Origin of the sequence: Roseovarius sp. MMSF_3350, from assembly GCF_030733425.1 — a bacterium.
Taxonomy (GTDB): Bacteria; Pseudomonadota; Alphaproteobacteria; order Rhodobacterales; family Rhodobacteraceae; genus Roseovarius.
The window spans coordinates 61,517-85,633 of record NZ_JASHIZ010000009.1; the positions used below are offsets into that span (position 1 = coordinate 61,517).

The following is a 24,117-nucleotide window of genomic DNA, read 5'->3' on the forward strand; positions in this document are numbered from 1 at the left end:
CGGAGTTACGGGGTTATCGGAGCCTATTGGCTGGCGCGGAGGAAACACGGCCGCGCGGTGTTGCGGACCACGTGCCATTAAGGCTTGCACGGTTGCGGGAATGTCGGGTTAGTGACCCCAACGAAGGAGAAAAGAGGGCCGGGCGATGCAGGACACGGCGAGAGAGAGCAGGCTGTTCACCATCGTGCTGTTGCTGGCCGTCGTCATGGTCGTGTTCCGGGCGGTGGCGACGGGGCTGGCGCCGGTGGACACGCTGGCGGTGTCGGACAATGACGACATCATGCGGTTCCTTATGGTGCGCGACTGGCTGGCCGGGCAGGGGTGGTACGACACGGTGCAGTACCGGATGTTGCCACCCGAGGGGCTGGAGATGCACTGGTCGCGTTACGTGGATCTTGGCATCGCGGCGGTGATCTGGCCGCTGTCGCTGGTGATGGACGAGGGACAGGCGGCGGCGGTGGCGCTGGTGATGTGGCCGACGCTGCTGTTCATGGCGCTGATCGCGGTCACGGGACTGGCGGCGCGGCGGCTGTTCGGGAGCATGGCGGGGCTGGTCGCGGTCATGGCCGTGCTGCTGTGGCCGCCGACCGGGCTGACCTATTTCGCACCGGCGCGGATCGACCATCACAACGTGCAGATCCTGCTGATGACGCTGATGATGATCACCGTCCTGTGGCCGGGGCCGCGTGCGCGGCTGGGCGTGGCCGGAGGGCTGGCCGCGGCGCTGTCGTTGGCGGTGGGGCTGGAGACGATGGTGACGATCGCGCTGGCCGGGCTGGTGCTGGCGGGGCGCGTGGTGTTGTTGCGCCCGGGCGGAGCGCGCCAGATGACGGGGTTCTGCCTGGCGCTGGCGGGGGGCGCGACGCTGTTCTTCATGGGCCAGACCATGCCGGCGGAGTGGCTGGTGTCGCGGTGTGACGAGCTGTCGTTGCCCTACCTTGTGCTGGCCTGGGTGGGGGCGGCGATCTGCATGGCGATGGTCGTGCTGTCGCCGAGGGTGCCCGGCGTGGCGCTGAGGGTAGGCGTGCTGGTGGCGCTGTCGGTGGCCGGGCTCGCCGCACTGGGGCCGTTGATCGGGCCGTGCACAGGTGGCCCCTATGGCAGCCTGCCGAAAGAGGTGCAGGACCTGATCACCGGGCGGATCATCGAGGCGCGTCCCGCCTTGCCGTATCTATGGCAGGCCAACGGGCTTGGCTTTCGTTTCGTGGCGCCGGCGGCAATGGCGGTGGCCCTGGGCAGCGCGGTCTGGGCGTGGCAGCTGTGGCGCGGCGGCGGCGGGGGCGCGGCGCGGGCAAGGCTGGGTGTGCTGTTGCTGTTCGGCTGGCTGGGCGTGATCGGGGCGCTGTTCCAGATCCGGCTGGTGCTGATGGGGGCAGCCGCGGTGCCGATGCTGACGGGCGTGGGGGTCGCGTCGCTGCTGGCGGCGGGCCGGGAGGGCCGGTTCGGCCGCATGGGCGCGGTGCCGGCGTTGGTGGCGGTGGGCCTGACGCTGATGCTGCCGACGCTGCACGGGCTGGTCACCGGCGGGGGCGGCGCGGGGGCGGCGGTGCCCACGACGATCACGAACGCTGGCGTGCGCATGAGAGATGCGGACACGTGCCGTCAGCCGGAGCTTCTGCGCAGCCTGAACACGGTGCCGCGCGGGGTGGTTCTGACTTCGAGCAGTTATGGCCCGCCGCTGTTGCTGCTGACGCATCACGACGCGCTGGCGGGGCCTTATCATCGCAGTGCGGACGCGATCGCCAACGGGGCGGTGCCGTTCGACGGCGACGAGGCGGCGCTGCGCCGGGCGTTGGAGCGGACCGGCGCGGATTACCTGCTGTTGTGCCGCGATGCGGGATATGGCGACGGGACATCCTTTGCCACGCGGCTGGCGGCCGGGGTGCCGGCCGAGGGGCTGGTGCCGGTCGAGGGGCCGGACGCGGCGCTGGTGCTGCTGAGGGTCGGGCGCTGACGCTCCGAGCCTATCCGGCAACGGCGCGTGGGTTGTCGGCAACGAGGCTTGACGGCCCTCATGGTCCGGGCAATCTGGGCGCGTCAGCAGGAGCGATATCATGACAAGATGGACAGGCGAGGCGGAACCGGGCCGCCCGTGGTGGTGGGAAGCGGTGGCACCCGAGGCAACGGCGGACGGTTTGCCGGATCATTGCGACGTGCTGGTGATCGGCGCGGGCTACACCGGATTGTCGGCGGCGATTGCAGCGCATGACAGCGGCGCGAAGGTCGTGGTGGTCGAGGCGGGCGTTCCGGGGGAAGGTGCGTCGAGCCGCAATGGCGGGATGGTGGGCGCGCATCCGCGGCTGAGCTGGGACAAGATGGCGGCGGCCTTTGGCGCGGAGGTGGCGGACGCCCTGCTGGCCGAGGCGGCCCCGGCGCTGGAATGGGCGCGGGATTTCATCGCGCACGAGACCATCGACTGTGATTTCAAGCAGACCGGACGTGTGCAACTGGCCTATACGGCGGCGCATTTCGAGGGGCAGAAGCGGCTGGCCGAGAAGGTGCGCGCGAAAAGTAGGGTCAAGGTCGAGCTGCTGGAGCGGGAGGCGCTGGGACGCGAGATCGATACCGGGCTGTATCATGGCGGCATCCTGTTTCCCGAGCATGGCGCGGTGCATCCGGCGAAGTATCATCGCGGAATGCTGGACGCGGTGCGGCGGCGCGGTGTGCCGGTGGTCAGCCATGCCCGCGTCGAGGCGATGGAGCGCGACGGCACCCGGCACGTGGCGCGCACGCCGAAGGGGCGCATCCGGGCCGACAAGGTGGTGCTGGCGACGAACGGCTATACCACGCGGCCCTTTGCCTGGCACGCGAAGCGGGTGTTTCCTTTGCCGAGCTATATCATTGCGACCGAGGAGTTGCCGGAAAACCTGATCGGGCACCTGGCACCGGGGCGGCGGATGATGGTCGAAACGCGGGCGCGGCACAGCTATTTCCGTGTTTCGCCGGACGGCAAGCGCATCCTGTTCGGCGGGCGGGCCGCAATGCGGGACGTGCCGTTGCACGTGGCCGCCGCGCGGCAAAGGCAGACGATGGTGGAGGTCTGGCCGGAGTTGGAAGAGGCCAGGCTGAGCCACGTCTGGAGCGGCTATACCGGGTTCAGTTTCGCGCAGATGCCGCATGTAGGGCAGCGCGACGGTATCAGTTTTGCCATGGGTTTCAGCGGGTCGGGGACGGTAATGGCGCCCTACCTGGGCGCCAAGGCGGGCTGGCTGGCGGTGGGCGATGCCCGGGCCGAGACGGCCTATGCGCAAACCCGCCTGCCGCGGCATGTGCTGCACCTGTTCGACCGGCCGCATTTCCTGAAGGCGGCGGATGTGGTTTATCGCCACTGGGTCGACCGGGCGGAGGCCTGGCAGGCGCGGCGCCGTTGACTGTGGCACCGCCTATGCGTGTAGGCGGTTTTCTGCCATACATGCCATGGAGGAGTGGCTCCGTCCGACCCGGCAACGTAGCCTTTGGAAAAACGAGGGCGAGGCAGAATCTCGATGAAAAGCAGAGGGATACCGCTGGCACGCACAGGCGTGGTGTCGGTGCTGGCGATGGTGGCTGCGATCGGCGGAATCGGCCCCGGGCCAGTGTCTGCCACGGACCGGCAGGCGGATGGCTGGACAGCGCGGAAATGCAGCCTTTACGAGGCGTCGGTGCGCGATGCCATTTCGTTGCACGGACCGGAGGGGCTGCGGATGGAGTTCCTGACGGAGAACCAGAAGTTCATCGACGCGGGCTGTACCGCGCGGGTCGAGATCTGCCCGATGACCCACGAGGAGTGGCGGCTGGCCGACACGCTGCTGAAGATGACGATGAACGAGGGCATGGCGAGCACCTTCGTTCCGTTCGGCTGTCCCTGAGGGCCCTTGGGGGGCTGCAGGACCGCTACGTGTCGCGGGCGCGGACCAGCATCAGCAGGCCGATGGTCACCAGTGCGATGCCCGTCCATTCCAGCGGACCGGGGATTTCCGACAGGACCGGGATGGCCAGCAGGGCCGCCGAAGCCGGCACGGCGGCCGAAAACCCCGCGGTGTGCGTGGGCCCCAGGTGGTTCGCCGCGATGGCAAAGCACGCCATGGCCAGGATGCCTGGCCCCAGGCCCTGGTAGGCGGCCTGGAACAGGATCGTGCCGGTGTCGGCCTGCGCAAGGCCCGAGGGCAGGAAGAAGTACCACAGCGGCAGGAAGACCAGCGCGTTGGGAATATTGATCGCCACCAGTGCCTGTCGCGGGGTCAGCCGCCAACGGCGCACGCCGAAGATATAGACCGACTGGATCGCGGCGGCGGTCAGGAAGAAGACGATCCCCAGCGCCGCGCCTTCGCCGGTGGTGCGGATGCCCGTGACGGCGACGAAAACCGCCCCGACAGTGACGATGGCGAGGCTGACCAATTGCAGGCGGTTGGGCAGCGCGCCGGTGAAGGCGGTCACCAGCAGCACGGTGAAGAAGGGCAGTGCGCCGTTGGTGAAGACCCCGGCATAGGCCGCCGACGTGTAGCGCAGGCCCATGTAGACCAGCATCGCATAGAGCGCCCCCGACCCGCAGAGCGCGATCAGCGCCAGCGGTACCGCCCCGAGGTGGCGCGGCCACCACGCCCAGGCGAAGGGCGCCATCAGCACCCCCGTCACCATGAAACGCAGCGCGGTGATGTCGCCCGGTGTCAATTCGGTCTGCACGCCCGCGCGGGAGAAGACGATGAAGCCCGACCAGATCACCAGCACGCCGAAGGCGGCAGCGAGCCCGAGGGTGCGGTTCTGGATATCCTCGGGCAGGGTGGTCTGGGCTGTCATGGCGCGATCAGTGGCAGAGGGCGCGGGGCGTGTCCATAGCGATGGATGCAAGGCCGGTATGCCACCGGCCTGAAACGAAGAACGCCGGCCCGAAGACCGGCGTTCAAAGCGCGCGCAGGAGATCTTATTCCCGCGCTTCGTCCTCGAAGACCCGCGCTATGCGCTCTTGACCGTGGGCCGCCGCCTCGTCGGCGTCGAGTTCACGGCGTTCGATCCTGGCTTGCAGGACGTGAAACGCCAGCCAGAACAGGACGCCGACGATCAGGAGGATCACTTCGGTGCCGACCATGGGATAGATCGGGCCGATCTGGGACAGGTCGGCGCCTGCCCAGGTTTCGATGGATGTCGTTGACATTGTGCGGTCCTCCTCAGGTCAGCAGGCCAAGGCGCTTGGCCTCGGCGATGTCGGCTTCGGACACCTCGATGGCGTCCATTTCCTCGGCGATCTCCTCGGACATGTCGAGCCCGACGAGTTCGACCGCGGGCGGGACGCGCAACATCCCCATGCCCATCAGGATCTTCGAAACGATCCAGGCGGGCAGAAAGCCCAGCACGCCGAACATGATGAGCGCACCTGCGAACTGGCCCCAGGGGGTGATGACCGCGACGGTTTCGTGATAGGCCGCCGTGGCCGGGTGGCCCCAGAGCATGAAGCCGCAGATCACCAGCCCGAGAAAGCCCGCGTAGCCGTGCACGGCCACGGCGCCCACCGGATCGTCGATCTTGAAGCGGCGCTCGACCCAGAAGTGCATCTTGTAGGCGAAGACCGCGCCGACCCCGCCGATCAGCATGGCCTGGATCGGGTGATAGAGGTCATTGCCCGCCGAGGCGGTAATGATTCCGGCAAGGCCGGCCGAGTAGGTCCAGAACGCCTCTCCCTTCGAGACGACGTAGCCGGCCAGCAGGCCGCCCGAGAGCGACATCAGGAAGTTGAAGACGATGGCCGACAGGGTTGTGGGGGTAAGGTAGATCGTGGTGGCCGTGAAGTTCACCATGCCTTCGGCGCCGCCCAGCGTGCCGTGGTCGATGATCGGCACGTTGCAGGCGACGTAAAAGCCCCAGAAGCCGCAATAGATCAGGAAGAGCCCGATCGTCACCAGCCATTTGTTGTGCGGGTTGATGTTGCGCGGTGTGCCGTCGGGGGCGAACTTGCCGATCCGCGGGCCCAGAACGACGATCACGCCGAGGGCGAAGCCGCCCGCGATGGCGTGGATCACGCCCGAGGCATAGGCATCGTGATAGCCCAGCTGCGTGACCATCCAGCCGTCGGGGTGCCAACCCCAGGCCGCGTCGATGATCCAGGTGCCCGAGCCGATGACCACGGCCAGGATCCAGAAGGCGGTGGGCCGGATGCGCTCGATGGTGGCGCCCGACACGATCGAGGCCGCGGTCCAGCTGAACAGCAGGAAGGCCGCCCAGAAGACGCCGTTGAGACGGTTCCAGAAGCTGTTGCCAAGCTCGGCGCCATAGCCCTGCGCGCTTTCCAGCGCCGGGCCGGGGCCGCCCAGGTGCGTGCCCATGAGTTCGGACCACGGCACGGCGTTGTCCGATTGCGTCAGACCGCCGGTGATGCCGGGGCCGTTGGGCAAGGCGAAGTAGATCCACCATCCGAAGAAGAAGAAGGTGACGGTCACCAGCGGCATGAGCATGGTGTTCTTCATCACCGTGTGCATGTGGTTCTTGTGGCGGCTTGCGCCGACCTCGTACATGCAGAAGCCGACGTGGATCAGGAACATGAGTGGTACGGTCACCCAATAATAGAACTCGGTGAAGATCACCGTCAGTGCACCGATATCGGTATCCAATTTACTGTCCTCCCGTTCTGGTGCGGTCCCGGAGGCGACAGGGCGATGGCGCCTTCGGGCAAGCACCCATTTCATTTGCCGGCCATTCTTGGACGAGGCCGGTGTCCGGCGAGCCGTGAAAAACGGCGGGCCGGATTTTCACACGATGCTTAATTCTTGTGCGATTTACCACAAAAAAAGCCTCTGAATGAATAAATAATTCCTGTGAAGAAATTTTCCGCTTGTGACGCGTGCGGAGTTGAAGCCGCCGCAGACGCGGAGCCTCGACCGCTTCGCCGGTGTTTTCGCTGGCTGGGGATGCGATGGCGGGCGGGTCGCGCGTTGTGCGAGGGCGGGGCGCGCTGCCGCGCTACCGGATCTCGACCTCGACGAAGCTCATCGGCGCAGAGCCGGCATTGATGACGTTGTGTTTCACGCCCTTCGCACGAGCATAGGCGCTGCCGGCGGGCACTGTTACCTCGCGCGTCTGCCCATCTGGCTCTTGCAGGCGCATCCGGCACTCGGTGATCGCGGTGATGACATAGTCGAGCTCGTGCGTGTGCCAGCCCGTCTGCTGGCCCGGCGCGAAGTCGAACCGGGTGACGCGGGTGCGGGCGTCGTCGATGAGCACGGTTGCTGTGCAGGTCATGGTCATGCGGCGTCTCGTTCCCTGGATGGCGCTGGTCAGGGGCTTGCGTGTGGCGGCGGGGCCGGTCACCAATACGGTAGAACCTGTGCGAGGGAAAGGCGGCATGACAGAGGTGCGACAGGCAGGCAGCGTGCGAGAGGTGGTCGAGAGCGGTCTTTGCATCGGCTGCGGTCTCTGCGAGGCGCTTGCCCCGGAGCGCTGGGTCATGCGGATGAACCGGCACGGGCGGCTGCGGCCGGCGCCGGTGGCGGCTGAAGAGTCCGGAGCGGATGCCGAAATCCTGGCCGCCTGTCCCGGCGTGGTCGCCAGGGCCGATGCGCAGGGCGATAGGGACGATGCCGTCTGGGGCAGCTACACGCACATGGGCGAGGCCTGGGCCGGCGACCCCGATATCCGGTTCCGCGCGTCGTCGGGCGGGGTGCTGACGGCGCTTGGCGTGCATTTGCTGCGCACGGGCAAGGCCGCGTTTGTCCTGCATTGCGCCGCCGATCCCGGGCGGCCCATGCGCTCGCGCTGGGTGATGTCCGACACGCCGGAGGAGCTGGCCGCACGCGCCGGATCACGCTATGGGCCGAGCGATACGCTGGCCGGGCTGGAGGCGGCGCTGGCGCGGGGGGAACCCTTTGCCGTCATCGCCAAGCCCTGCGACGCTGGCGCTGTACGGGCCCGGGCCAAGGCGGATGCGCGGCTGGACAGCCTGCTGGTGGCCGTCCTGGTGATGGTCTGCGGCGGGGCGTCGGACCTGGGCAAGTCGCAGGCGGTGCTTGACGAGCTGGGCGTGGCGGAGAACGAGCTGGCGCTGTTTCGCTATCGTGGCCACGGAAACCCGGGGCCGACCCGGATCGAGACGCGGGACGGACGACATTTCGAAAAGACCTATAACGAGATGTGGGCGGACGAGGCGGGCTGGCGCATCCAGAGCCGATGCAAGCTGTGCCCTGATGCGATCGGCGAAGCGGCGGACGTGGCCGCGGCGGATATCTGGCCCGGTGCGGAGCCCGACGGAGAGGATGACGGTTTCAACGGCGTGATCGTGCGCTCGCCCACGGGCCAGGCGCTGTTCGACGCTGCCGTCTCGGCCGGAGATCTGGTGCGGGGGGCCGATCATTCACCGCGCGACTATGACCGCTTTCAGCCGCACCAGGTGGATCGCAAGCAGGCGATGGCCGCGCGGTTGCGGGGATTGGCGGCAGCGGGGCGCCCGGTATATGCACATGGCGGGCTGCGGCTGGACACGCTGGATTCAAAGGACCCGGACGAAGAGGCGGGCGCCTTGCGCCGCGCGAAGGTTGGCCGGTTCGATGACGAGGTGCCAGAGCCATGATGCAGAAACCCTTTAGCGAGGACGAGGCGCTCGGGATGCTGGTGGGGCTGGCCGTGGGCGACGCGGTGGGCACGACGCTGGAGTTCCGCCCGCGCGGCACGTTCGAGCCGATCACCGACATGGTGGGCGGCGGGCCTTTCAACCTGGAGCCCGGCAAGTGGACGGACGACACCTCGATGGCGATGTGCCTGGCGCAGATGCTGCGCTCGGCCAATGGCTGGGACGCCGAGGACGCGATGAAGCGATTCGTGAACTGGCGCGACAACGGGTACCTGTCGTCGACCCGCGTGTGTTTCGACATCGGCAACCAGACCAACGCGGCGCTGACCCGGTTTCAGCAGACCGGCAACCCCTATGCCGGGCCGGTGGAGGATGAATATAGCGGCAATGGTGGAATCATGCGGCTGGCGCCGGTTGTGATCGCCTATGGCGCCTCGAAGGAAAGCGCCATGGCGGTGGCACGGTTGCAGAGCCGGCTGACCCACGCGAGCCCCCTGTGCCAGAGGGCGGCGGCGAACATGGCGGAGTTCCTGGTGACCGGCGACAGGGGGATTTTGCCGTGCCCCGATACGCCGCCCGACGAGGCCAGCGGATACGTGGTGCATACGCTGCACGCGGCCTTCTGGGCGCTGACGCAGGGCGAGACGTTCCGCGACGCGGTGCTGGCGGGCGTGAACCTGGGCGGGGATGCCGACACGGTGGGTGCCGTGGTGGGGCAGCTGGCCGGGCGCATTTACGGATATGCCGGCATTCCCGATGCGTGGCGCGCGCGGCTATACGACCATGACAAGATCAGGACCGCGGCGGAGGACCTCTATGCCATGCGCCCGATCGACATCTAACAGAGAGGAAAACTCATGAGCCTGTTCGACGAAGACCTGTTCCTGAAAGGGCTGGAGCAGCGCAAGGCCACGCTGGGCGCCGAATACGTGGAGAAGAACCTTGCCGCGGCCGATGACTTCACGCGGCCTTTCCAGGAAGCGATGACGGCGTGGTGCTGGGGATTCGGCTGGGGCGACGAGGTGATCGACGCAAAGACCCGCAGCATGATGAACCTGAGCATGATCGGGGCGCTGGGAAAGATGAACGAGTTCGAGATCCATTGCCGGGGGGCGCTGAACAACGGTGTCACCAGGGAAGAGATTCGCGCCATCGTGCACGTGATCGCAATCTATTGCGGGGTGCCGCAGGGGCTGGAATGCTTTCGGCACGCGCGCAAGGTGTTGGAGGAGCGGGGGCTGTAAGCCCCGGTCCTGGCCGGCGGATCGGGCCGTTGGGGACCTTGCCGGTATGGACGGGGGGGCTCGGGCGGGACGTACAGTACGGTGGGTGGCGGAAGGTGTGATGGAAATGTCGCGGTGGCGCCCCGAGTCGCGCGGGCCGGCCCCGGGCGAGTCGCGAATGGGCGCGGCGCGGGGACTCTGACGGCCCGCCTCGGTGCAGCCGAAGGTTGCGCCGAACCCCTTAAAAACCGTGCGTTTCAACGGATTCAACGTGGAAAGCGACGGCGTCGAACAGGTCTGTGTGGGAAATACGTCACAGAGCGTCCAACAACACGGTGCGCGGGGGGCGGTTCGTTGACAGTGAGGGGGCATTTACAGCATTCATCCCTCAAGCCGTGTCCTGGATCGGGGGCGGTGGAACTTGTAACTTTCCTGCTTTAAGGAGGGATAACCTTGAAAAAGCAACTTCTCTGCACCAGCGCAATCGCCCTCGGCGTCGCTGCTGCCCCTGCCTCGGCCCAGGACTGGAACCTGGATTGGGGTGGTTTCTTCCAACAGCACATCGCGTATGCCGATGTTGGCGGCACCGGTGTCGGCGCAGCTGACTTCGACGGCATCCAGATGCTGACCAACGCCGAAATCATCTTCACCCCGAACATCACGCTGGACAACGGCATGACCTTCGGCATCAACGTTCAGATGGAAGCCACGAACGGTGGTGGTGGTGTCGACGGCATCGACGAATCGTACATGTCGATCTCGAGCGATACCTTCGGCCGCATCGACGCCGGTTTCGAAAACTCGGCCGGTTACAAGATGATGGTTGGCGCACCGCAAGTCGGTTCCATGGCGATCAACTCGCCCTCCGCTTCCGCCTTCATCCCGTTCGTGGGTGGTGCTGGTTCGCCCGGCGCATTCCGTCAGGCAGCCATCTCGTCCTACACCGAGGTTGCGGGTAACAACGACGTTGCACGTATCAGCTACTACACGCCGAGCTTCTCTGGCTTCACCGCCGGTATCTCGTACGCACCTTCGGCTGCTGGTAACGCTCAAAACGCTGCTCCGGTCAACCGCAACGCCGGCCTGGTCGACATCTTCGACATCGGTGTGAACTACAGCCAGTCCTTCGGCACCACCGACATCACGCTGGCCGCCCGCTGGGGCACCGGTGACAGCCAAGTCGCAGGTGTTTCGGATCCCGAAACCTGGGGCGTCGGCTTCCAAGTCGGCTTCAGCGGTTTCACCTTCGGTGCATCCTACGCTGAAAACGACAACGGTGCCGCAGGCGGCATCGGTGACCAAGAAGGTTACAGCGTTGGTGTCGCATACGACGCCGCCGGTCCCTGGACCTTTGGCCTCGAAGCCTACCTCGGCGAAGTCGAAGCAGGCGCGAACGATGGCGAGTACGAGTACTACAAACTCGCCGCCAACCGCGACCTGGGACCGGGCGTCAGCTGGACCACGTACCTGCTGTACGGTGAAACCGAAAACGCCGCTGGCACCGACATCGACGGTACCGCAATCGGCACCGCGATCAACCTGAGCTTCTAAGCTTAGCTTGAACGGCTTTGAACGGCGGGGGAGTGTACTCTCCCGCCGTTTTCTTTTAGGGAACGGGCAACCGTTCCCTTTTTGATGTGCCTCGAAGGATGGACATGAAACGAAGTATTGTCTGGCTGGCCTCCTACCCAAAATCCGGCAATACGTGGATGCGGATTTTCCTGGCCAACTATCTTTCCGATGCGAAGAAACCTTTGGAAATCAACCAGATCCAGCGTTTCGGATTTGGGGACTCGAAACCGGATCGTTATTTTGCTGCAGCAGGCCGAAGGATTGACATAAACGATCCCGAAGCAACGCTTCAAGTGCGCGACCGGGTCCTGCAAGGGATCGTGGCAAACAATGCGGATGTGAATTTCGTCAAAACGCACAACTGTCGTAACCAGGCATTTGGTGTTGAACTCATTCCCGCGCGTTATACTAGGCAGGCGATCTATATTCTGCGCAATCCTCTGGACATGGTTTTGTCCTACGCGCGGCACTACGGCATGACGCATGAGGAAACCGTCGAGTTCATCGGCCGCACGGATAGTGCCAATCAGGCCGATGCCACGACCACCTGGCAGTTCCTGGGCAGTTGGAGCGACCACGTCAAGGACTGGACGCAAGGCGGAGCCTTTCCGGTTCTGGCGCTGCGCTACGAAGACCTGCTGACGGACCCGCGAACCTATTTTGCGAAGACCCTCGAGTTCATCGGCGTGCCTGTCGTGCCGGAGCGCCTGGAGCGGGCGATCCGGTTTGCAAGCTTCGACGAACTGAAGAAGCAGGAGGACCAATCAGGCTTTCAGGAAAAGTCCCCGCACTCCGAACGCTTTTTCGCAAGAGGTGAAGCCGGGCAGTGGAAAGACGACCTTGACCCGGCCCTGGTCAACCGGGTCCGCCGGGAGCATAAGCGGATGATGAAGAAGCACGGGTACTACAGTGTCTGACCTGCAGAGGATCATCTGGCTGGCGTCGTTCCCCAAATCGGGCAATACGTGGCTGCGCAGCCTGCTGGCGCATTATTTCATGCCGCCGGGAATGGCGCCCGATATCAATAACTTGCGCCAGTTTACGACCGCCGACATCCGGCAGGATTTCTTCGATGCCGCGAATGGCGGGACCTTTCACGGAAAGACCATCGACGATTGGCTGCGCGTGCGCACCAAGGCGATACACATGATTGCCGGGGCCAAGCCGGGCAAGCATTTCGTCAAGACACACTGTACACCGATCCGGGTTGGAAGCGTGGACCTGATTCCCCCCGCCGTCACGGCCGGGGCGCTTTACATCATGCGCAATCCGTTCGATGTGGCACCCTCCTTTGCGCGTCACACCTCGGTGTCGCTGGATGAGGCCATTGCCAAGATGTGCGATCCGGAAAACGTGATGGGAACCGGTACCGGAATCCTCGATGCGCTGGGGCGGTGGGATGATCATGTGACCCGCTGGGCCACGGTGCCGGGAATGCCGCGGCACCTGATCCGTTACGAGGACATGCTGGACAAGCCCGCCAAGACCACGGAGCGGTTGCTGGACTTTCTGAGCGTCAAGCCGGATCGGCCGAAGCTGGCCCGCGCGATCAAGGCCACCAGTTTCGAGGCGCTGAAGAAACAGGAAGAAAAGCACGGCTTCACCGAGCGGCCCGAGGGGATGAAAAGCTTTTTCGCCAAGGGCAGGGCAGGCGGCTGGAAAGACGACCTGACGCCAGCGCAGGTGGGACGCATCCGCGAGGCTTTCGCGCCGGTGCTGGAGCGGTGGTATCCCGAGATGCTGGACGAGACTGCGGAATTTGCCGGGTCCGCCTGATGCCAGCCGCATGAGCGTTGTGCCATAAGCGCCTGTTTCACATGGTTTTCAGGCTGGGCGCAGTCCGAGTATCTCGCGCGTCTGGGCAAGGGTGGCGACGGGCCTTTCGTATTTTGCGCAAAGCTCTGCCGCGCGGGCTATCAGCGCGGCGTTCGACGGCGCGAGCGTGTCGCGGTCGAGCCGCACGTTGTCTTCCAGCCCTGCGCGGGTGTGGCCGCCCGCGGCAATGGCCCATTCGTTGACCACCACCTGATTGGCGCCGATGCCCGCGGCGCACCAGTTGGCCCGCGGCGCGCGGTCCCTCATGGTCTTCACGTAGAAGTCGAATACGGCCTTGTCGGCGGGCATGGCGTTTTTCACGCCCATGACGAACTGGACATAGAGCTTGCCGGGCAGGGTACCCGCCTCGTGCCGGGCGATGGCCTGAAGAATGTGGGACAGATCGAACGCCTCGACCTCGGGGGTGATGTCGTGGGCGGTCATCTCGGACGCGAGCCAATCGACGAGGTCGGGCGGATTCTCGTAGACGCGACTGGGAAAATTGTTGGAGCCCACCGAGAGCGAGGCCATGTCGGGGCGCAAGGGGAGCATCCCGCCGCGCGCCTTTCCGGCGCCGGAGCGCCCGCCCGTGGAGAACTGGATCACGACGCCGGGGCAGTGTTTCTCCAGCCCTTCCTTGAGCGCGGCGAATTTCTCGGGGTCGGAGGAGGGCGATTCGTCCTCGTTGCGGACATGCGCGTGGATGATGCTGGCCCCGGCCTCGACCGCCGCGTGGCTGCTTTCGATCTGCTGGGAAACGGTGATCGGCACCGCCGGGTTGTCGGAGGTGCGCGGCACCGAACCGGTTATGGCGCAACACAGGATGCAGGGTTTGCCGGAGATGTCGGACATCGGGGGTCTTTCCGTAATATTTCAGTACGATACGCGCTCGGGCCGAGCCGGCGTGCGGCGCGCCGACACGGGAAAATGTTACACCGGACCGGCAGGAACCGACAAGCGAGCGGCGTCACTCCATCCGCATGGCTTCGGTTTCAATCATGATGTCGACCGTGTCGCCCACCATGCCGTTCTCGACGCCGTAGGTCATGCCGAATTCACTGCGCTGGATGCTTGTCTGCATCGACAGACCAAGCGTGAACCGCTCGTGGCCAAAGGGATATTCCGCGGCCTTGTTGAGCGTCACGTTCAGCGTCACCGGTCGGGTCTCGCCGAGAATGGTCAGTTCGCCTTCGACGGTGCCTTCCGTCTCGGAGCTGGCAGTGCCGCCATTGGCGGTAAAGGTGATCTCGGGGTGGTTGGAGACATCGAGGAAATCCGCCTTGCGCACATGCTCGTTGCGGCCCTCGTGGAAGGTATCGACGCTGGTGGCGGCGATGGTGACGCTGACCTCGCCCAGTTCGTTGGTTTCGGCATCGTAGTCGAAGCCGCCCTCGACCCCCGGGAAGATGCCGAGTGTCTTGGCATAGCCGATATGGTCGACGGTGAAATAGACGGTGGTATGGCTTGCATCGAGCTCGTAGCGGGCCATTTCGGCCTGTGCGAGGACCGGCAGCGTGGCGAGCGGGATCGCGGCGAGCAGGGAAGTCGGGAATTGAAGTGACATGGGGTCTCCTGTCATGTGCAGCGTATGATAGGTTAATGTGCGAATGGTAATGCAAGACGTGGTTGCAGCAACGGGGAAAAGCCGGACGGATGGCCTGCGCCTGCGTTGTGCCAGCTGGAACGTGCATCGGGCGAAGGGCGCGGACGGGCGGGTCGACCCGGACCGGGTGCGCGCGGCGATCGCCGGAGCGCTGGTGCCGGAGGCGCCTGATGTGCTGGCGTTGCAGGAGGCCGATGCGGAGTGCCGGCCGCATGAAAGCATCCTCGATATGGCGGGGATCGCATCGGATAGCGGGCTGGTCTGGCAGCATGAGGACCCCGAGATGCGCTGGGGGCCGCAGAGCGACGGGTTCCTGGGCACGATTTTGTTCCTGCATCCGCGGCTGGAGGTCGGTCACCGCGACGTGATCGACCTGCCGGGGCATTGTCACCGCGGCGCGGTGGTGGTGGAGGCGCAGGTGGACGGCCTGCGCGTGCGGATCATGTCGATGCACCTGTCGCTGTCACAGCCGTTGAGGGTGGTGCAGATGCGGATCGTGGGGCAGTACCTGCGCCGGCGTCCCATCATGCAGACGATCATGATGGGCGATTTCAACGAATGGCGACCCTGGGGCGGGCTGATGTTCAATGGCCGGTTGGTGGGAAGGCGGTTTCACGGGGCCGCACCGCGCAGTTTTCCCGCACACAGACCGCTGCTGCCGTTGGACCGGATCCTAACCGACAGGGCCGGGGCGGTGTCGGATGTGCGGGTGATCGCCACCGATCAGACGCGGGCGGCGTCCGATCACCTGCCGATCCGGGGCGAGGTTCTTGTATCCGCGTCGGATTGAGCCCGCGACGCTGAAAGATTTGTGATCTGGTCGCCGGTTTCGTGCGTTCTACTTAAATGCAGAACGCGCAAGGATAATCATGGTCGACATAACCCCGCATAAAAGGACCGCGACGCTGACGGTTCGTCCGCCGATGGCGGAAGTCATCGTGATCGCGGCGGCGATGGCGATTGGACTGGCCGCGTTCGCAACGGCGGTACTGCCGTCGCCGGGCTGGGCGTTGGGGGCGTTTGCCCTGTGCGTCGGGCTGGTGGTTCTGGGCTTGCGGCGCAATTATCCGCACGCGGTGTTCGGCTTGTGCAACACGGTCACGCTGGGGCGCGCGGCGCTGTTGTCTCTTTTGGCCGCTGCGCTGTTCGACGCCGGAGCGGTATCGCCGTGGCTGGTGTTCTGGGTCGGACTGACGATCCTGTCGCTGGACGGGGTGGACGGCTGGCTGGCGCGGCGGTCGCAGCTGAAATCCGACTTCGGGGCACGGTTCGACATGGAGGTCGATGCGGCATTGGGCGCAGTGCTGGCGCTGTGGCTGCTGCTGTCGGGCCGGACGGGCGCGGAGATACTGGTGCTGGGGTTCATGCGCTATGTCTTCGTGCTGGCGGGGCTGGCATGGCCGCTGCTGCGCGGCGCATTACCCGAATCGATGCGGCGCAAGACCATCTGCGTGGTGCAGGTCGGGACCTTGATCGTGCTGACGTGCCCGCTGATTTCGCCAGGCATCGCCGGTCCGGTCGCGCTGGTGGCCTCGATGCTGCTGGTGCTGTCCTTTGCCATCGATACCGCCTGGCTGGTGCGACACCGCCGATGATCCGTGCCCTGATCCTGATTGCCGCGGCGGGCGTGATGTTCTGCGTGCTGGCCCTGCCCAACCATCCGGGTCAGATGAGCTATGCCGGGATGGCCTATTGGCCGATCGAGTTGTCGGTGCTGCTGTTCGCAATGATGGCGCTGGGAGGGACGCGCGGCGTGGCGTCGGGGCTGGCGCTGGTCATCGTGGCGGTCACGCTGCTGAAACTGGCGGACCTGGGAAGCTTCACGGCCTATAACCGGGCCTTCAACCCGATATCGGACCTGTTCCTGGTCGAGGCGGGTTTCGGCCTGTTGAGCGACAGTATCGGGACCGCGAGCGCGAGCCTGGTGGTCGTGGGGAGCATTCTGGCGACGGTGCTGGTCTACATGCTGCTGCGCGGCGGGCTGAAGGCATGGGGCCGGCTCTCCCTGCCGGGGCCGGCACGGGCGGCTGCATTGGTGGCGGCGCTGGCGACCGGCGGCTGGGCGGTGGCGGATACAGGTCACCACCTGGGCTACTGGACGTTCGAGCAAAGTCCGCCCGGATCAGCCCGGACCACGCGCGTGGCCGTCGCCCGCATCGGCGACGCGCGCGAAACGGTGGCGGACCTAGCACAGTTCCGGCAGACGGCGGAGGCCGATCCGATGCGCGACATCGCGGGTGCGTTCGACCGGCTGGAGGGGCGCGATATCCTGCTTATCTGGGTCGAAAGCTATGGGCGCGCCAGCATCGACAACCCGGAATACGCCCCGACCCACGTAGCCACGCTGCGCCGTGCCGAGCAAGAGATCGCAGCGGCGGGGCTGGAGATCAAGAGCGGCTGGCTGACCTCGCCCACCGCTGGAGGGCAAAGCTGGCTGGCACATGGGGCGTTTGGTAGCGGGCTCTGGACGCCGGACAACGCGCGCTATGGCGCGATGATTGCAAGCGGGCAGAAATGGCTGTTCCAGCTGGCCGCAGAGGCGGGCTATCGCACCGCCGCGGTGATGCCGGCGATCACGATGGCCTGGCCAGAAAGCGCCGCGATGGGGTTCGAGCGCGTGTTCGAGGCCAAGGACATCCCCTATCAGGGGGCGCCGTTCAACTGGGTCACGATGCCCGACCAGTTCACGCTGGCAACCTATGGTGACCTGTTGCCCGACGATCCGCGGCCGGATTTCATCCAGGTTGCGCTGATCTCGTCGCACGCGCCGTGGACGCCGGTTCCGAAGATGCTGCCATGGGGCGCGATCGGCGACGGCACAGAGTTCAACGAGATGGCCGCGAAAGGACCGACGCCCAAAGAATTGTGGAAGGACCGGGACGCGGTGCGCGACGCCTATCGCCGGTCGGTGGACTATTCGCTGAACGCGGTTTTTTCGCACGTGGCACGTCTGGGGGAAGCGGCACCGCTGGTGATCGTGGCTGGAGACCACCAGGCGGCCGGCTTCGTGGCAGGCAGCGAGAACCGGGACGTACCGGTACACATGATCGCGTCGCCTGACGTTCTGGCGATGATCGACGGCTGGGGATGGAGCGAGGGAATGGTTCCGGCCTCCGACCTCGAGGCGTGGCGGATGGACGGGTTCCGCAACGAGTTCATCCGGGCCTTTTCCTCGATCGAGCAGATCGCGGGGGTGGCGCGATGAAGATGTGGGTGATCAAGCTTCTGGTCTCGGCGGCGTTGATGGCCGCGATGCTGTGGTGGACCGACACCGCCCAAGTGGGCGCACGGCTGGCGCGGGCCGATTGGGGGTGGCTGGCGGTGAGCCTTGCGGCGTTGACGCTGGCGACGCTGTCGATGGCGCGGCGGTGGCAATTGACGGCGCAGGCGCTGGAGATACCGATCGGGTTCGGCGCGGCGGTGCGGGAATACTACGTTGCACAGCTGATCAACTCGGTCCTGCCCGGCGGTGTGCTGGGCGATGTGGGGCGCGCGGTGCGGGTGCGGCGGCAGGCCGACCTTGCACGTGCCGGGCAGTCGGTGGCGGCAGAGCGGCTGATGGGGCAGGTGGCGATGTTCGCTTTGTTGGCGCTGGGGCTGATCGGAGCGGTGCTGGTGCCCGGCGGGATTGCGTGGCCCGGCGGGGTGTGGGCGCTGCTGGTCGCGCTGCCGGTGCTGTGCGCCGTGGCGCTGTGGGGCGCGCGGCGGTTCGAAACGACCCGGTCCTTTCCGGCGCTAGTGTGGCGTCTGATCGGGCACCAGCGGATCGTCGTGCACGCGCTGCTGGGAGCGCTTTTGCTGGTTCTGGGCCTTTATGCCGCGGCGCGGGCCACCGGATCGGTCATTCCGCCGGAAGGGCTGTTCACGGTGTTGCCGCTGGTCTTCTGCGCCATGCTTGTGCCGCTGTCGGTCGCAGGCTGGGGCTGGCGCGAGGGGGCGGCGGCGGCGCTTTTTCCGCTGATCGGGCTGGATGCCAATGCGGGGGTGGCGATGGGTATCTGCTATGGCGCAATGATGCTGGTGTCCGCCTTGCCGGGGCTGGCGTTCGTGTGGGTGCCGGGCGGTGTGCGCGCGGCGCCGGAAGGGGCAGGGTCGTCATGAGCCGCGCGGTGTTCGCCATTCCCGGAGACAAGGATCAGCGCACGGGCGGCTACGTCTATGACGCGACGGTTCTGGACCGGCTGAACGCGATGGGCTTCGACACGGCGCACCTGGAATTGCCAGGCAGTTTCCCCGCGCCCTCCGCGGCGGACATGCAGACCACGTTCGATGCGCTGGCCGCCGTGCCGCGCGGTTGCCCGATCATCGTGGACGGGCTGGCTCTGGGAGCGATGGACCCGGCCCGGATGGCCGCGATCGAGGCCCCCGTGGTGGGCATGGTGCACCATCCGCTGGGCCTGGAAAGCGGCCTGGAGCCGGGGCGGGCGCGGGCGCTATTGCGCAACGAGGCCGAAGTGCTGGACCGCGCGGCGCATGTGATCGTGCCGAGCGCGCATATCGCCGGAATGGTGATGCGGGAGCTTGGAGTTGCGCGCGACAAGGTCACGGTCGCACATCCGGGGTTCGAGCGGACAACAGACGCGGTAGGATCCCACACGAAGAAGGCGGAGCCGCCGCTGATCCTGTCGGTGGGCCTGTTGGCGCGGCGCAAGGGGCATGACGTGTTGCTGGAGGCGCTGAGCCGGTTGAAAGCGCTGGACTGGCAGGCCGAGATCGTCGGCAAGGCGCATGACGCCGAGACCGCGCGGGCGCTGGAGGCGCAGGCCGCCAAGCTGGGTTTGCAGGATCGCGTGACCTTTGCAGGGGAGGTCAGCGCGGGGGCGTTGCAGGACGCCTATGCCCGCGCCAGCCTGTTTGCGCTGGCCACGCGGTACGAAGGCTATGGCATGGTTCTGAGCGAAGCGATGCTGCACGGCCTGCCGGTCGTGTCGTGCCGGGTGGGCGCTGTGCCGGAGACGGTGGGGGAGGCCGCGCTGCTGGTGGCGCCGGACGACCCCGGCGCGCTGGCCGGTACGATCGAGCGGTTGCTGACAGACCCCGGTACGGCGGAGCGCTATGCCGCCGCCGCGCAGGCGCGGGCGCAGTCCCTGACCGGCTGGGATCACACCGCACGCATTTTCGCCGGCGTTCTGGAACGGATTGGCTCATGAGCCGGTTAACATATCGGAAAAAAGCGGCTTTTGCGCCGCATCACTCCAGGAAACGGAAGTCTTATGTTCGCTGTTGAAGTCCGCGATCACATCATGATCGCACATTCCCTGCCATCCCCGGTCTTCGGCCCCGCACAGGGCCTGCACGGAGCGACCTTTGTTGTCGATGCCGCGTTTTATACCGAGGATCTCGACGAAAACGGGCTGGTCGTGGATATCGGTCTGGCGACCGAAGCGCTGAATGCCGCTCTGGAGCCGCTGAAATACGGTAACCTGGATGACAAGCCCGAGTTCGAGGGCAGGATCACCACCACCGAATTCTTGTGCCACCACATCTGGGCGCAGCTTCGGGATCGGGCGAAATCGGAAGGGCTTGGCGACGGCGGGCGCGTCAAGCGCATCCGGGTCCAGCTTCATGAAAGCCATGTGGCGCGTGGGTGGTATGAATCAGATATCTGACACCCAGTTCCAGGCCGATTGGCTGAGCCTGCGCGAGGCGGCGGACCACGCGGCGCGGGACGCGACGCTTTTGGCGCGCGCCGCGGATTGCGTGCGGCCGGGAATGCGCGTGCTGGACCTTGGCAGCGGCACCGGATCGACCGCGCGGGCCTTTGCCGCAGCGGGCTACGACAGGCTGGAGTGGTGTTTTCTGGACACCGACGCGGAGCACTTGCAAGTGGCCAAGGCGCGCCACCCGATGGCCGACTGCGTGCAGGCCAGTGCGTGGGACGTGGAAGGCCTGCCGCTGGAGCATGTGGGGCTGGTGACGGCCTCGGCCCTGTTGGACCTGATGAGCATCGGCTGGGCCGACGCGCTTGCCGACAGGCTGGGGGATGCGGGGCTGCCGTTCTATGCCGCCCTGAGTTTTGACGGGCGGATGCGGTGGGATCCGCCAGGGGCGGCAGATGCCGATGTGGTCGCGGCGTTCAACCGGCATCAGCAGGGCGACAAGGGCGGACAGGCGGCGATGGGCCCGGAGGCCGCGAAGCTTACCGCGAAGGCGTTCGAGGCGCGGGGCTTTGCGGTGGCGCTGGCTGACAGCGCCTGGCGCCTCGGGCCGGACAACGCGGCCTTGCAGGCCGAGTTCGTGAACGGCGTGGGCAAGGCGGCCGCGGAGGCCGGAGAGGCCAGGGCGGATCGCTGGGCGGAGACAAGGCGCGGGGCGGCGGGTCATACCGCGCTGAGCGTCGGGCACAGCGACCTTCTGGCGCTCCCGCCGCAACACCGTGCCGGGCAGGATGATCGGAGTAAAGCATGGAAATGATTGATGTCACCCCAAGGGTCTGGGCCCGTATCCTGGCCGCACGCAAAGACGAGGCGTGCCTGTGCTGCGGCGACTGGAGTTCGGGCGAACGCGCGGCGCTGACGCTGTATGGCGGCATGACGCGCACGGTGTCGGGGCAAAGCGTGATCGCGCAGATCGGGCAGTCCCTCGACGGGCGCGTCGCCACCGAGTCGGGCGATGCGCAGGACATTTCAGGCAAGGACGGGCTGGCTCACTTGCACCGGCTGCGCGCGCTTGCCGACGCGGTGGTGATCGGTGTGAAGACGGCGCTGCACGACAATCCGCGTTTGACCGTGCGGCTGGCCAAGGGGCGCAACCCGGCACGGGTGGTGATCGACCCCCACGGCCGCTTGCCCAACGATGCCGGCCTGCTGCGCGACGAAAGCGCCCGGCGAATCGTGATCCAGGCGGTGGACAAACCCCGCCCCGAAGACGTGGAGGTGATACGGCTGCCGCGCGGCGAATGGATCTCGCCGGGCCAGATCCTGGCCGCGCTGCGGGGGCTTGGCCTGGATCACGTTCTGATCGAAGGCGGCGGGATCACCATCGCGCAGTTCCTGGAGGCGGGCCTGTTGACGCGGTTGCACGTGGCCGTGGCGCCGCTGCTGATCGGGGCCGGGCCGACCGGGCTGAAGACGTCGCCAGTGCCCTGCCTGGCCGAGGCGTTGCGTCCCAAGACCGAAGTGTATGGCCTGGGGTCCGACGTGCTCTTCGATTGTGCGTTGGCACCGGCACCGCCGGCGCAGGTGCTGTGGCCGCATCGTGTGCGCGAACGTCCCGCGCTGCGGCACTGAAGGAAATGCCCCCATGCCAGATACCCCAACCGATAGTCCGAAAGTACCGCACATGTCCCCAGTTCCTCAAAGCCTTCTTCCCAGTGTCGCCGAACGCCTGAGCCGGGTGCAATCAGACCTGCGGCTTGGGCTGCCGTGCCTTCTGACCGATGGGCCGGTTCGCGCCGTGGCGGTGGCGGCCGAGACACTGACGCAGGCGCGGCTGGACGCGTTGCGCGACCTTTTCGGTGTGCCGGAGCTGGTTTTGACGGGCAACCGGGCCAGGGCCGCGATGGCGCCCGTGCAAAGTGCCGACATCTGGGATCTGCCGGTGCGGATCCGTCCGCCGGAACAGGCCGACCTCGCCTGGTTCATGCGGCTGGCCGATGCCGGGCAGGATACCGCGGGTCCGGTCGCGCCGCTGCACCGGGTAAGGGACAGGGAAGCGCGGCTGCACGGGCTGGCGCTGAGCGTGGTGAAGTCGTCGGAACTGCTGCCTGCGGCGCTGATCTTCGCGCTGGCCGACGACCGGGCGATACCCGAGGGGCTGAGCATGACGGCGGTCGACCTGGCCGAGGCATTGAGCCATTTCGCGCAGACACCCGCGCTGTCGCCGGTGGCCGCGGCCGGCCTGCCCGTCGAGGCGCATGACAGCGGCAAGCTGCACGTTTTCCGCGACCCCGATGGCCGGACAGAGCACTATGCGTTCGAGATCGGCACGCCGGATCCGGCACGCCCGGTGCTGGCGCGGCTGCATTCGGCGTGCTTCACCGGGGATGTGCTGGGCAGTCTGAAATGCGACTGCGGGCCGCAGCTTCGCGCGGCGATGCTGCGCATGGGCGAGGAGGGCGCGGGGCTGCTGCTTTACCTCAACCAGGAAGGCCGCGGAATCGGGCTGGCCAACAAGATGCGGGTCTATGACCTGCAATCGCGGGGGCTGGACACGGTGGATGCCAATCATGCGCTGGGGTTCGAGGATGACGAGCGAGATTTCCGCGTGGCGGCGGTGATGCTGCGCAACCTTGGCTTCGGGGCGGTGCGGCTGCTGACCAACAACCCCGCCAAGGTGCACACGTTCCGGGCGCAGGGGATCGAGGTTGTCGAGCAATTGCCGCTGCGGGTTGGCAAGAACATCCACAACAGCGGTTATCTGGCAGTGAAGGCGCTGAAATCCGGACACGCGCTGTGAGCGACTGCGTGGCCAAGGCCCTTTGGATCACCGGCGCGGGTGCGGTCGGGATGCGTGAGACCGCGTTCAAGGCCGGGCCGGGCATGGTGGAGGTCGAAACGCTTTATTCGGGGATCAGCCGGGGCACGGAACGGCTGGTCTGGAGCGGAGGGGTGCCGGAGAGCGAGCACGAGACGATGAAGGCGCCGTTCCAGGAAGGCGATTTCAGCTTTCCGGTGAAGTATGGCTATGCCGCCGTGGGCCGCGTGGCGGAAGGTTCGGGCAAGGGGCAGACCGTGTTTGCCCTGCACCCGCACCAGGAGCGGTTCGCCGTGCCGGAGGAAGCCGCCGTGCCGGTGCCCAAGGGCGTGCCGGCCGAGCGTGCCGTGCTGGCCGCCAACATGGAAACCGCCCTCAACATCGTTTGGGATTCCGGCGTGTCGGCCGGCGACCGCGTGACGGTGGTCGGGGCGGGCGTGGTCGGCGCTCTGACGGGATATCTGTGCGCAAGGATGCCAGGGGCGGAGGTGTGCCTCGTGGATGTCGATGCGGAAAAGGCGGCGCTGGCCGAGAGCCTTGGCTGTGACTTCGCGGCGCCGGGGCAGGCAGCGAGCGAGCGTGACGTGGTGGTCCACGCCTCGGCAAGCGCGGAGGGGCTGGCGACTGCGATCGGGCTGGCGGGGATGGAGGCGACCATCGTCGAGGCCAGCTGGTTCGGGACGCGTCGGCCCGAGGTGCCGCTTGGCGGAGCGTTTCACCAGCGTCGCCTGCGGATCGTCGGCAGCCAGGTGGGACAGGTGCCGCCCGGGCGCCGGGCGCGCTGGAGCTATCGCCGCAGGTTGGAAAAGGCGCTGGACCTTTTGGTTGACCCCGCGCTGGACGTGCTGATTTCGGGCGAGACGGCGTTCGACCGCCTGGAGGAGGACTATGGCGCGATACTGGAGCATGCGGCCACGCTTTGCCACCGGGTCCGGTACGGGCCGGTGCGAGCGTGA

At 66.4% G+C, this 24,117-nt stretch carries 25 protein-coding genes; 19 read left to right on the forward strand and 6 right to left on the reverse strand.

Annotated features, from left to right (window positions below):
* Positions 1–145: 145 nt before the first annotated feature.
* The 3 genes from RBB31_RS10445 (at position 146) to RBB31_RS10455 (ending at position 3,848) form a co-directional block, all read left to right on the forward strand.
* Positions 146–1,954, forward strand: coding sequence for a hypothetical protein (locus RBB31_RS10445; RefSeq protein ID WP_306129230.1), 1,809 nt, complete (start codon positions 146–148; stop codon positions 1,952–1,954).
* 100 nt (positions 1,955–2,054) lie between these two features.
* Positions 2,055–3,371 (forward strand): FAD-binding oxidoreductase, encoded by a 1,317-nt coding sequence (locus tag RBB31_RS10450; protein WP_306129231.1) that lies wholly within the window; start codon positions 2,055–2,057, stop codon positions 3,369–3,371.
* A gap of 114 nt (positions 3,372–3,485) precedes the next feature.
* Positions 3,486–3,848: a hypothetical protein gene (locus RBB31_RS10455; protein ID WP_306129232.1), complete on the forward strand. Its 363-nt coding sequence runs from the start codon at positions 3,486–3,488 to the stop codon at positions 3,846–3,848.
* Positions 3,849–3,873: 25 nt separating this feature from the next.
* On the opposite strand, the gene RBB31_RS10460 is transcribed toward RBB31_RS10455, so the two are convergent.
* The 4 genes from RBB31_RS10460 to RBB31_RS10475 form a co-directional block, all read right to left on the reverse strand.
* Positions 3,874–4,776: a DMT family transporter gene (locus RBB31_RS10460; protein WP_306129233.1), complete on the reverse strand. Its 903-nt coding sequence runs from the start codon at positions 4,774–4,776 to the stop codon at positions 3,874–3,876.
* Positions 4,777–4,900: 124 nt separating this feature from the next.
* The gene (locus tag RBB31_RS10465) at positions 4,901–5,131 is read right to left on the reverse strand and encodes a hypothetical protein (RefSeq protein WP_306129234.1); all 231 of its coding nucleotides are present in this window, start codon (positions 5,129–5,131) and stop codon (positions 4,901–4,903) included.
* A gap of 13 nt (positions 5,132–5,144) precedes the next feature.
* A complete protein-coding gene (locus RBB31_RS10470) occupies positions 5,145–6,581 on the reverse strand; it encodes an ammonium transporter (protein WP_306129235.1) in 1,437 nt (478 codons plus the stop codon).
* Positions 6,582–6,930: 349 nt separating this feature from the next.
* Positions 6,931–7,215 carry a cupin domain-containing protein gene (locus tag RBB31_RS10475; RefSeq protein ID WP_306129236.1) on the reverse strand — a complete coding sequence of 95 codons (285 nt, stop codon included), beginning with the start codon at positions 7,213–7,215 and terminating at the stop codon, positions 6,931–6,933.
* A 97-nt stretch (positions 7,216–7,312) separates the two neighbouring features.
* Between RBB31_RS10475 and RBB31_RS10480 the strand changes: the two genes are divergently transcribed.
* The 6 genes from RBB31_RS10480 (at position 7,313) to RBB31_RS10505 (ending at position 13,104) form a co-directional block, all read left to right on the forward strand.
* Positions 7,313–8,533 carry a Coenzyme F420 hydrogenase/dehydrogenase, beta subunit C-terminal domain gene (locus RBB31_RS10480; protein ID WP_306129237.1) on the forward strand — a complete coding sequence of 407 codons (1,221 nt, stop codon included), beginning with the start codon at positions 7,313–7,315 and terminating at the stop codon, positions 8,531–8,533.
* Positions 8,530–9,375, forward strand: coding sequence for an ADP-ribosylglycohydrolase family protein (locus RBB31_RS10485; RefSeq protein ID WP_306129238.1), 846 nt, complete (start codon positions 8,530–8,532; stop codon positions 9,373–9,375). Before RBB31_RS10480 ends, RBB31_RS10485 begins: the two co-directional genes overlap by 4 nt.
* 15 nt (positions 9,376–9,390) lie before the next feature.
* On the forward strand, positions 9,391–9,777 hold the full coding sequence (locus RBB31_RS10490; protein WP_306129239.1) for a carboxymuconolactone decarboxylase family protein: 387 nt from the start codon (positions 9,391–9,393) through the stop codon (positions 9,775–9,777).
* 432 nt (positions 9,778–10,209) lie between these two features.
* Positions 10,210–11,307 (forward strand): porin, encoded by a 1,098-nt coding sequence (locus RBB31_RS10495; RefSeq protein ID WP_306129240.1) that lies wholly within the window; start codon positions 10,210–10,212, stop codon positions 11,305–11,307.
* 104 nt (positions 11,308–11,411) lie between these two features.
* Positions 11,412–12,245, forward strand: a complete 834-nt coding sequence (locus RBB31_RS10500; protein WP_306129241.1) for a sulfotransferase domain-containing protein — start codon at positions 11,412–11,414, stop codon at positions 12,243–12,245.
* Positions 12,238–13,104 carry a sulfotransferase domain-containing protein gene (locus RBB31_RS10505; protein ID WP_306129242.1) on the forward strand — a complete coding sequence of 289 codons (867 nt, stop codon included), beginning with the start codon at positions 12,238–12,240 and terminating at the stop codon, positions 13,102–13,104. The genes RBB31_RS10500 and RBB31_RS10505 overlap by 8 nt, the downstream gene beginning before the upstream one ends.
* A 48-nt stretch (positions 13,105–13,152) precedes the next feature.
* Here the strand turns inward: RBB31_RS10505 and RBB31_RS10510 are convergent, their stop codons facing one another.
* A complete protein-coding gene (locus tag RBB31_RS10510; RefSeq protein ID WP_306129243.1) occupies positions 13,153–13,995 on the reverse strand; it encodes a 3-keto-5-aminohexanoate cleavage protein in 843 nt (280 codons plus the stop codon).
* A 115-nt stretch (positions 13,996–14,110) separates the two neighbouring features.
* Positions 14,111–14,707, reverse strand: a complete 597-nt coding sequence (locus RBB31_RS10515; protein WP_306129244.1) for a YceI family protein — start codon at positions 14,705–14,707, stop codon at positions 14,111–14,113.
* Between the two features lie 43 nt (positions 14,708–14,750).
* Between RBB31_RS10515 and RBB31_RS10520 the strand changes: the two genes are divergently transcribed.
* The 10 genes from RBB31_RS10520 to RBB31_RS10565 all read left to right on the forward strand — a co-directional run bounded on the left by RBB31_RS10520 (position 14,751) and on the right by RBB31_RS10565 (position 24,117).
* Positions 14,751–15,536, forward strand: a complete 786-nt coding sequence (locus tag RBB31_RS10520; RefSeq protein ID WP_306129245.1) for an endonuclease/exonuclease/phosphatase family protein — start codon at positions 14,751–14,753, stop codon at positions 15,534–15,536.
* Positions 15,537–15,615: 79 nt separating this feature from the next.
* Entirely contained in the window at positions 15,616–16,341 is a 726-nt protein-coding gene (locus RBB31_RS10525) for a CDP-alcohol phosphatidyltransferase family protein (RefSeq protein ID WP_306129246.1), read from the forward strand.
* Entirely contained in the window at positions 16,338–17,951 is a 1,614-nt protein-coding gene (locus RBB31_RS10530; protein ID WP_306129247.1) for a sulfatase-like hydrolase/transferase, read from the forward strand. The genes RBB31_RS10525 and RBB31_RS10530 overlap by 4 nt, the downstream gene beginning before the upstream one ends.
* Positions 17,948–18,847 carry a lysylphosphatidylglycerol synthase transmembrane domain-containing protein gene (locus tag RBB31_RS10535; protein WP_306129248.1) on the forward strand — a complete coding sequence of 300 codons (900 nt, stop codon included), beginning with the start codon at positions 17,948–17,950 and terminating at the stop codon, positions 18,845–18,847. The genes RBB31_RS10530 and RBB31_RS10535 overlap by 4 nt, the downstream gene beginning before the upstream one ends.
* Complete coding sequence (locus RBB31_RS10540; RefSeq protein ID WP_306129249.1) at positions 18,844–19,896, forward strand: glycosyltransferase family 4 protein; 1,053 nt, start codon at positions 18,844–18,846, stop codon at positions 19,894–19,896. The genes RBB31_RS10535 and RBB31_RS10540 overlap by 4 nt, the downstream gene beginning before the upstream one ends.
* 63 nt (positions 19,897–19,959) lie before the next feature.
* On the forward strand, positions 19,960–20,355 hold the full coding sequence (locus tag RBB31_RS10545) for a 6-carboxytetrahydropterin synthase (protein WP_306129250.1): 396 nt from the start codon (positions 19,960–19,962) through the stop codon (positions 20,353–20,355).
* Positions 20,339–21,160: a class I SAM-dependent methyltransferase gene (locus RBB31_RS10550; RefSeq protein WP_306129251.1), complete on the forward strand. Its 822-nt coding sequence runs from the start codon at positions 20,339–20,341 to the stop codon at positions 21,158–21,160. Before RBB31_RS10545 ends, RBB31_RS10550 begins: the two co-directional genes overlap by 17 nt.
* Positions 21,151–21,975, forward strand: coding sequence for a RibD family protein (locus RBB31_RS10555; protein ID WP_306129252.1), 825 nt, complete (start codon positions 21,151–21,153; stop codon positions 21,973–21,975). The genes RBB31_RS10550 and RBB31_RS10555 overlap by 10 nt, the downstream gene beginning before the upstream one ends.
* A 52-nt stretch (positions 21,976–22,027) precedes the next feature.
* On the forward strand, positions 22,028–23,143 hold the full coding sequence (gene ribA / locus RBB31_RS10560; RefSeq protein ID WP_306129253.1) for a GTP cyclohydrolase II: 1,116 nt from the start codon (positions 22,028–22,030) through the stop codon (positions 23,141–23,143).
* On the forward strand, positions 23,140–24,117 hold the full coding sequence (locus tag RBB31_RS10565; RefSeq protein ID WP_306129254.1) for a zinc-binding alcohol dehydrogenase: 978 nt from the start codon (positions 23,140–23,142) through the stop codon (positions 24,115–24,117). Before ribA ends, RBB31_RS10565 begins: the two co-directional genes overlap by 4 nt.